The following is an 8,516-nucleotide window of genomic DNA, read 5'->3' on the forward strand; positions in this document are numbered from 1 at the left end:
CGAGCAGGAGCGCCTGCTCGCCGCCGCCGCCCCCGACCTCGACGCCGGCGAACTGGTCGCCGCGGCCCCGGACACCGAGCCCGGTGCGCTGACCGAGGCGCTGGACCGGGCGCAGGCCCACGAGCGCGAGCTCGGGGCCGAGCAGGACGAGGTCCGTGAGCAGCTGGGCGGGCTGCGGGCCCGACGCCGCGAGCTGGAGGAGGCCGAGGGTGCCGCGGAGCTGTACGCCCGCGCCCAGTCCGAGCTGGCCGGCGTCGCCGACGCCGCGGAGCGCTACCTGGTGCTGCACCTGCAGCGCGAGATCCTGCGTCGCGAGCTGGAGGCCTACGAGCGCAGCCACGCCTCCCCGCTGCTGGTCCGCGCCGGGGTGGTGCTCGAACGCCTCACCGGCGGCCGGTTCGTCGCGCTGCGGCCCCCGGCCGAGGCGGGCGGTGCCGGACGCAGCCTGGTCGCGGTGCGCGCCGACGGCGAGGAGCTCGCCCCGACCCGGCTCTCGGAGGGCACCGCGGACCAGGTGCACCTCGCGCTGCGCCTGGCCGGGATCGAGCAGCTGCAGGCCGACCGGGTCGCCGCCGGGCTCCCGACGGTGCCGGTCGTGTTCGACGACGTCCTCATGACCTTCGACGACGAGCGCGGCGCCGCCGCCGTCGCCGTGCTGGGGGAGCTGGCCGCCACCGCGCAGGTGCTGCTGTTCACCCACCACGAGCACGTCGTCGGGCTCGCCCGCGACGCGGGCGTCGGGTTCACCGTCGCCGAGCTGGGGCCGCCCGCCCCGGTCGAGGTCGTCGGCGACGCCGACATCGCCCGCGCCACCCCGCTGGCCGGCTGAGCGGAGCGATCACGGAGACTCACCGACGTGGACGCGTGCGGTGAACGGTTCGTGATCGTCAGCGGCGACTCCCGGGCCGAGGTCGACGAGGTCGGGGCGGCGCTGGCCGGGTTCTCCCAGGGCGGCCGGGTCCGGGTCGAGCCGCACCCGCCCACGGCCCGCCCGCCGAAGGGCTCCGGCGCGGTGCTCGCGCCCTGGCCGAACCGGGTCCGCGGCGGCGCCTGGACCCACCGCGGGACCCGCAGGCAGCTCGCGCTGACCGAGCCGGACGCCGGCAACGCCATCCACGGCCTGCTGCGGCACGTGCCCTGGACCCCGGTGGAGCGGGCGGGGGACCGGATCACGCTGACCGCCGTCGCGCCGGTGCAGCCCGGCTGGCCGCAGCCGGTGCGGGTCACCGTGACCTACGCCGTCGGCCGCGACGGGCTCACCGTCACCACGGTCGTGGAGAATCTCGGGGACGCGCCCGTCCCGTTCGGCCTCGGCTTCCACCCGTACCTGCGGGTCGGTGACGTGCCGACCGACGAGCTGGAGCTGACCCTGTCCGCCCGGACCGAGCTGCCGCTGCGCGACCAGCTCCCGGACGGCCCGGCGCGGCCGCTGGACGGCGCGGTCTCCCGGACCCGGCTCGCCGGGCTGGTCCTGGACAGTGCGTTCGGCGGCTGCACTCCCGGCGACGGCCCGGACGGCGGCGCCGACGGCCGGGTCCGGCACCGCGTCGGGTCCCGGGACGGCGGCGGCACCGAGCTGTGGGCCGACGCGGCGTTCGGCTGGGTGCAGGTCTTCACCCCGTCGGACTTCCCGCGCCAGGGCCCGGACGGAGCGGTGACGCCGTCGCGGGCGATCGCGGTCGAGCCGATGACCTGCCCGCCGGACGCGCTGAACTCGGGCACCGACCTGATCGAACTCGTCCCCGGCGAGTCCCAGGTGCTGCGCTGGGGCGTCCACGCCACCGGGTGATCCGGATCATCGCCGGGAGCGGAATACCGGAGAGGTCGTTGAACGCTCTACCTTCTGTGACTGCCGAGACCGCTTCCCCGGTGCTCCTGCCCCGCCTCGACGAGGCCGGCCGCGCCGCCCTGTTCACCGAGGCCCGCACCGCCAACACCTTCACCGACGAGCCCGTCACCGACGAGACGCTCCGCGCGGTGTGGGACCTGGCCCAGTGGCCGCCGACCGCGGCCAACACCCAGCCGCTGCGCGTGACCTTCGTCCGCAGCGACGAGGGGAAGCAGCGCCTGCTGCCGTTGCTCGCCGAGGGCAACCGGGCCAAGTCCGAGGCCGCCCCGGTCATCGCGATCCTGGCCGCGGACCTCGACTTCCACGAGCACTCGGACACCACGTTCCCGGTCAAGCCCGGCTTCCGCGAGGGACTGGAGTCCCAGGGCCGTGAGGGCCGCGAGCCGATGGCCCGGTTCAACGCCTCGCTGCAGATCGGCTACGTCCTGCTCGCCGCCCGCGCGCACGGCCTCGCCACCGGCCCGATGGCCGGCTTCGACGCCGACGCCGTCACCGGGGAGTTCTTCCCCGGCGGCCGGCACCGCGCGCTGCTCGTGGTCAACCTGGGCCACCCCGGCCCGGACGCCTGGCACCCGCGGCTGCCCCGCCTCGACGCCGCGGACGTGCTCGACTTCGCCTGACCGCGCCACGACCGCACCGACGGGAGCGTCCGCACAGCGGGCGCTCCCTCGGCGTCCGCGAGCTCACCCGCAGGTCTGCAGCGCCGCCAGCAGGCTCGACGCCCGGTCGTCGACGTCCTCGGCGCGCATCTCGTTGGTGAGGAAGGAGAACCCGAGCCCCCGCTCGGGCCAGGCACCGTGCCGCCCGCCGCCCGCGCCGGAGTGGCCGAACGCGACCGGCTCGGGTCCGTAGGTCCCGATCGGGTCGGCGAGCTCGAAGCCGAGGCCGAACCGCAGCGGCCGGTCGTTGACCGCGTCGGTCCCCTCCGACCAGGTCCGGGTGGCCCGGGCCAGCGCCGCGGCCGGTACCGGGGAGACCCCCGGTGCCGGGCCCGACGGGCACAGCGCCGCGTAGAACCGGGCCATCGACGGGGCGCTCGCCAGGCCGGCCCCGGCCAGCCCGCCGGACCGGTGGTAGACGCCCGTGTTCGGCAGGTCCGGCTCCTCGAGCAGCATCCGGTACATCCGTTCGACGAGTCGTCGACGCCGCGGGTCGGTGAGGAACGTCGAGATCCGGTAGTCCGGGTCGCGCACGATCCGCGCCGGTCCCGGTGGGGCCGCACCCAGGAACACCCGGGCACCGGGGACCTGCGCGACCAGGTCGCGCACGACCGCACGGGAGTCCCGCCCGGTGACCCGCGCCAGCAGCTCCGCGGTCATCGCCCCGTAGGTCGTCGGGTGGTAGGCGACCGCCGTGCCCGGCTCCCACAGCGGCTCCTGCCGGGCGAGCACCGCGGCGCACGCCCGGTCGTCCCACCGGTCGGCCCCCACCGGCTCGGGGTCGGGGTACAGCAGCCCGGCGGTGTGCGAGAGCACCTGGCCGACGGTCACGCGCTCCTTGCCGCCCGCAGCGAACTCCGGCCAGTACCGGGCCACCGGAGCGTCCGGTTCCAGCCGGTCGGACACCGCCGCGCAGGCGGCCGCGGTCAGACCCTTGGTGCCGGAGAACAGCACCGCGACCGTGTCCGCCTCCCAGGGCCGTCCGGTGGCGGGGTCGGCGAGCCCGCCGTGCAGCTCGACGAGCACCTCCCCGTCGCGGACCACCGAGAACGCGACGCCGGCACGGCTCCCGGCGAGCACCGCGGCGAAGGCGTCCGCGACGGCGGAGTACCCGGGCGCGACGGTGCCCTTCATCCCTCCGCTCATCGGACCGCCGCCATCGACGGCGTGTGCGCCAGCAGCTCGCGGGTGTAGTCGTTCGCGGGGTTCGACAGGACCTCCTCGACGGTGCCCTGCTCGACGATCCGGCCGCCCTGCAGCACCGCGATCCGGTCGGCCACCTCGCGGGCCAGGGCGATGTTGTGGGTCACGAACACCATCGCCGTGCCCAGCTCGCGGCGGACCAGGGCGAGCAGGTCCAGGATCGCGGCCTGCACCGACACGTCCAGCGCCGAGGTGACCTCGTCGCACACCAGCACGTCCGGTGCGGTGACCAGGGCCCGCGCGATGGCCGCACGCTGTCGCTCGCCGCCCGAGAGCGACCCCGGGTAGCGCGCCGCGAACGACTCGTCGAGCCGTACCTGACGCAGCATGTCCAGGACCCGGGCCCGGCGGGTGCCGGCGTCGGCGTCGGTGAGGTGGCGCAGCGGAACCTCCAGCGACCCGGCCAGGGTCCGGCGCGGGTTCAGCGACGCGAACGGGCTCTGGAACACGTACTGCACGCTGCGCAGCTGGGCGTGGGACCGCGGGGTGGCCAGCTCCTCGCCCTTGAGCGTCAGCGTCCCCGCGTCCAGCGGCAGCAGCCCGGACAGCCCGCGGGCCAGTGTGGTCTTCCCCGAGCCGGACTCGCCGAGCAGCATCAGGCACTCGCCAGGCCACAGTTCCAGGTCCACCCCGTCGAGGACGGTGGTCGCGCCGTAGCGCTTCCCGGCGCCGGACACCCGCAGCACCGGCTCGCCGCCCGCGTCGCCGCTCGGGACCGGTGCCCGCTCGACACGCCGGTCCAGGTCGGGCACCGCGGCGATCAGGCCCCGCGTGTACGGGTGCTCGGGTGCGGTGAGCACCCGGGCCACCGGCCCGGTCTCGACGACCTCCCCGGACTGCATGACCGCCACCCGGTCCGCCAGCCCGGCGACGACGGCGAGGTCGTGGGTGATGTAGAGCGCCGCCGTCCCCGACCGGGTCACCAGCTCCCGCACGGTGTCCAGGACGAGGTCCTGGGTGGTGACGTCGAGCCCGGTCGTCGGCTCGTCGAGCACGACGACGTCGGGCCGGTTCGCGAACGCGGCCGCGATCCCGACCCGCTGTTGCTGCCCGCCCGAGAGCTGGTGCGGGTAGCGGGCCAGGAATGCGTCGTCGTCGGGCAGGCCGACCTCGGCGAGGACCTCCCGGACCCGGCCGGTGACGTCACCGTCCCAGGAGTGCGCCTCCAGCACCTCGGCGACCTGGGTGCCGACCCGCAGCAACGGGTTCAGTGACAGCGCCGGGTCCTGCGGCACGTAGCTGACCAGCCGGCCGCGGACCCCGCGCAGCGTGACCGGGTCGAGGGTGAGCAGGTCGTCGTGGGTCTCGGTGTGGCCGTGGAACGCCATGGTGCCGCCGGTGTGCGCGAGCCCGGTCCGGAAGTGGCCGAGCGCGGCCAGTGCCGCCGTCGTCTTCCCGGAGCCGGACTCGCCGACCAGCGCGAGGATCTCACCCGGGGCGACCGCGTAGTCGACACCGTGCAGCACCTCCCGCCCGCCGGTGGTGGACACGCGCAGGCCCGTGCAGCCGATCGTGGGTGTCGCGGTGGCGGTCATGCGCCCTCCCCGGTGGTGTCGGCCGACTCCTTGGCGAGGGCGTCGGTGATCATGTTGGTGCCGACGGTGAGGATCGCGATGGCCAGCACCGGCAGCAGGACGCCCCAGGGGGCGACGATCAGCGCGATCCGGTTCTCGTTGATCTGCAGGCCCCAGTCCGCGGCGGGCGGCTGCACGCCGAGACCGAGGAACGACAGCGAGGCGATGTAGCCGATCGAGTAGGTCAACCGCAGGCCCAGCTCCACCATCAGCGGGCCGGTGATGTTCGGCAGGATCTCGGTGCCGAGGATCCGGCGGCGCGGGACGCCGTACATCCGGGCGGCGAGCACGTAGTCCTGCCCGGCGACCGACAGCGTGGCCTGCCGCGCGACCCGGGCCACCCGGGGGATGTGCGAGATCCCGATGACCAGCACCAGCAGCCAGCCGGACGAGCCGAGCACGGCCACCGCGAGCAGCGCCAGCACCAGCTGCGGGAACGACAGCAGCACGTCGCCGCCCCGCATGATCAGGGTGTCGAGCCGGCCGCCGGAGTACCCGGCGAGCATGCCGGCGGCCGCACCGCCGACCAGGCCCAGCGCGGTCGCGGCGAGCGCGTAGAGCAGGACCGGCCCACCACCCGCGAGGAAGCGGGCGACCACGTCGCGCCCGAGGTCGTCGGTGCCGAGAACCCCGTCCGAGCTGAACGGGCGGCCGGCGAAGTCGTCGACGCCGAAGCCGGTCAGCAGAGGGCCGAGCGTCGGCCCGAGCAGGGCGACGGCGACGACGACCAGGGTCAGCGCTGCGCCGATCCGGGCCTGGCGGCGCCGGAAGGTGCGCCGGACGAGTCCGGCCGGTGCGGACGCGGCGCCGGAGGTGACGGGGGGACTGGTGACGCTCATCGGGTACCTCCGGCGGTACGGATCCGCGGGTCGGCCAGGATCCCGGCGACGTCGGCGGCCAGGTTGACCACGACGTAGAACGCGGCGATCAGCATCGAGATCGCCTGGACCACCTGCACGTCGCGGTTGTTGACGGCGTCGATCAGCGCCTGCCCGATGCCGGGGTAGCGGAACAGGAACTCGACGACCACGACGCCGCCGGCCAGCCACGCCAGCTGCAGTGCCAGCACCTGCGCGACCGGCCCGATCGTGTGCGGGACGGCGTGGCGCAGCAGCACCGTGCGCTCGGGCAGCCCCTTGAGCCGGGCCATCTCGACGAACCCGGTGTCGAAGGTCTCCGACAGCGTCGCCCGGGTCATCCGGACGACGTAGGGGATCACGACCAGCGCCAGGGTCAGCACCGGCAGCACGAGCTGCCCGGGGCGGGCCCACACGGGCTCGCCGGGGCGGGCGATCGTGACCGACGGCAGGACCTGCAGCACCGAGGTCGCGAACAGCACGACGAGCAGCACACCGATGACGAACTCGGGCAGCGCGGCCAGGACCAGGCTGGTGCCCGACAGCGCGGAGTCGGTGCGGGTGCCGCGACGGACCGCGGCCCAGGCGCCCAGCGCCAGGGCCACCGGGGTGGCGACGAGCGCGGTGAGCACCAGCAGGACCGCGGACGCCGTGATCCGGCCACCGAGCAGTTCGGTGACCGGCCCCTGGGTGGCGGCGGAGAAGCCGAGGTCGCCGGTGAGGACACCGCCGAGCCAGCCGAGGTAGCGCTCCCAGACCGGGCGGTCGAGGCCGAGCTGCTCGGTCAGCGCCGCGACCCGTTCCGGGGTGGCCTGCTGACCGAGGATGGCGCGAGCCGGGTCGCCGGGCAGCAGCAGCGTCGCCGCGAAGACCAGCAGCGACACCACGAACAGGACCAGGACGCTCACCAGCAGCCGCCGGAGGATCATTCTCGTCACGAGGCTCATGCGCCGACCCATGCCTTCCGGAACTCGTAGCCGGACAGCGACAGCCCGGTGCGGCTGGGCGTGAGCCCGCCGACGTAGGTCTGGTGGGCGTCCACCCGGTTCGGGAAGCCCCAGATGAGGTAGCCGCCGCGGTCGTACTCGATGCGCTGGGCCTGGCGGACCAGCTCGCCGCGCCGGGCCGTGTCCACCTCGGCGCGGGCCCGGCGGACGATCCGGATGTACTCGGCGTCGTTCCAGTGCGTCTCGTTGAACGGCGAGTCCGGGAGCGACGACGACCCGGCCTGCGGCAGGTAGTTGCGGGTGTTCCAGAAGCTCTGCGCGAACTCCCACTGCAGGTACTGGTCGGAGAAGAAGGTGGAGGTGTCCACCCGGCGCAGCCCGATGTCGATGCCGGCGGCGCGGGCCTGGGTGACCAGCACCTGCGCCGACTCCACCGAGCCCGCCTGGATCGGTGAGGTCACGAGCTCCAGGGACAGGTTCGGCTTCCCGGCGGCGGCCAGCAGGTCGCGCGCCCGCTCCAGGTCCTGCTCCCGGCGCGGGTCCAGGTAGTCGGGGTCGAAGCGGCCGTAGAGGTCGCCCGCGGCGACGCCCTGGCCGGAGAGCACCTGGGCGACCATCTCGCCGCGGCCGGTGGCCAGGCGCAGCGCCTGCCGGACCCGGACGTCGTCGAACGGTTCGACGTCGACCCGCATCGTGAACGGCAGCCAGCTGCCGGTCTCGGCGGTGAGCAGGGAGATCGAGTCGTAGGCGCCGACCACCTGGGTGAGCGACAGCGGTACCTGGTCGATCGCGTCGACCTGCCCGGACAGCAGCGCGTTGATCCGGGCGTCCTCCTCGCTGAAGTTGATCAGCTCCAGTCGGTCGACCCAGGGCTGGTCCGGACGCCAGTACCCGTCGTGGCGGACGAAGGCGCTCTGCTGCCCGGGGGAGAAGGACTCGAACCGGAACGCACCCGTACCCACCGGACGGTCGACGGAGAAGTCGGCCGGGACGATCCCGCAGCTGTACTCGGCCAGGTACTGGTCGAACACCGGCCCGGGCTCGCTGAGCACGAACCGGACCCGGTCGTCGCCGACCACGACGACGTCGGTGAGCGTCTCCAGCTGCGCGGCGCCGGACTTGGGGTCGGCCGGGTCGGTGATCCGCCGGAAGGTCGCGACGACGTCGTCGGGGGTCACCGGGCGCCCGTCGTGGAAGGTGATGCCGGGCCGGATGGTCGCGGTCCAGCTGCGGGCGCCGGGGTCGGGGCGGACGGACGCGGCGACGGCGGGCTGCAGCGTGTAGTCGTCGTCCCAGCGCACGAGGGGCTCGTAGAGGCTGACGACGCGGGCGATGTCCGGGTTGGTGGCGGGGCTGTGCGGGTCGAGGGAGTCCGACGATCCGCCGCCGGTCACCCCCACCCGCAGGACCCCGCCGCGGCGGGGGGC

General features: G+C 74.8%; 8 protein-coding genes. 3 read left to right on the top strand and 5 right to left on the bottom strand.

Annotation, left to right across the window (positions count from 1 at the left end):
- From GTW08_RS16570 to GTW08_RS16580, 3 genes are all read left to right on the top strand, one after another.
- Positions 1–829 (top strand): ATP-binding protein (locus GTW08_RS16570; RefSeq protein ID WP_202417259.1); only part of this gene is annotated, 829 nt, incomplete at its 5' end.
- A gap of 27 nt (positions 830–856) precedes the next feature.
- The gene (locus GTW08_RS16575) at positions 857–1,789 is read left to right on the top strand and encodes an aldose 1-epimerase family protein (protein WP_073574956.1); all 933 of its coding nucleotides are present in this window, start codon (positions 857–859) and stop codon (positions 1,787–1,789) included.
- A gap of 80 nt (positions 1,790–1,869) precedes the next feature.
- Positions 1,870–2,469: a malonic semialdehyde reductase gene (locus tag GTW08_RS16580; protein ID WP_073574955.1), complete on the top strand. Its 600-nt coding sequence runs from the start codon at positions 1,870–1,872 to the stop codon at positions 2,467–2,469.
- 63 nt (positions 2,470–2,532) lie between these two features.
- Here GTW08_RS16580 and GTW08_RS16585 read toward each other — a convergent pair whose 3' ends face one another.
- The 5 genes from GTW08_RS16585 to GTW08_RS16605 all read right to left on the bottom strand — a co-directional run.
- Entirely contained in the window at positions 2,533–3,642 is a 1,110-nt protein-coding gene (locus GTW08_RS16585) for a serine hydrolase domain-containing protein (protein ID WP_073574954.1), read from the bottom strand.
- An 8-nt stretch (positions 3,643–3,650) separates the two neighbouring features.
- Positions 3,651–5,246 carry an ATP-binding cassette domain-containing protein gene (locus GTW08_RS16590; protein WP_073574953.1) on the bottom strand — a complete coding sequence of 532 codons (1,596 nt, stop codon included), beginning with the start codon at positions 5,244–5,246 and terminating at the stop codon, positions 3,651–3,653.
- Positions 5,243–6,124 (bottom strand): ABC transporter permease, encoded by an 882-nt coding sequence (locus GTW08_RS16595; RefSeq protein WP_073574952.1) that lies wholly within the window; start codon positions 6,122–6,124, stop codon positions 5,243–5,245. The genes GTW08_RS16590 and GTW08_RS16595 overlap by 4 nt, the downstream gene beginning before the upstream one ends.
- Positions 6,121–7,080, bottom strand: coding sequence for an ABC transporter permease subunit (locus GTW08_RS16600; protein ID WP_073575351.1), 960 nt, complete (start codon positions 7,078–7,080; stop codon positions 6,121–6,123). The genes GTW08_RS16595 and GTW08_RS16600 overlap by 4 nt, the downstream gene beginning before the upstream one ends.
- A 5-nt stretch (positions 7,081–7,085) precedes the next feature.
- Positions 7,086–8,516, bottom strand: a 1,431-nt coding sequence (locus GTW08_RS16605) for an ABC transporter substrate-binding protein (RefSeq protein WP_161152195.1), incomplete at its 5' end; no start/stop codon positions are given.

The sequence above is a fragment of the Pseudonocardia sp. SID8383 genome, assembly GCF_009864975.1.
GTDB classification, from domain to species: domain Bacteria; phylum Actinomycetota; class Actinomycetes; order Mycobacteriales; family Pseudonocardiaceae; genus Pseudonocardia; species Pseudonocardia alni.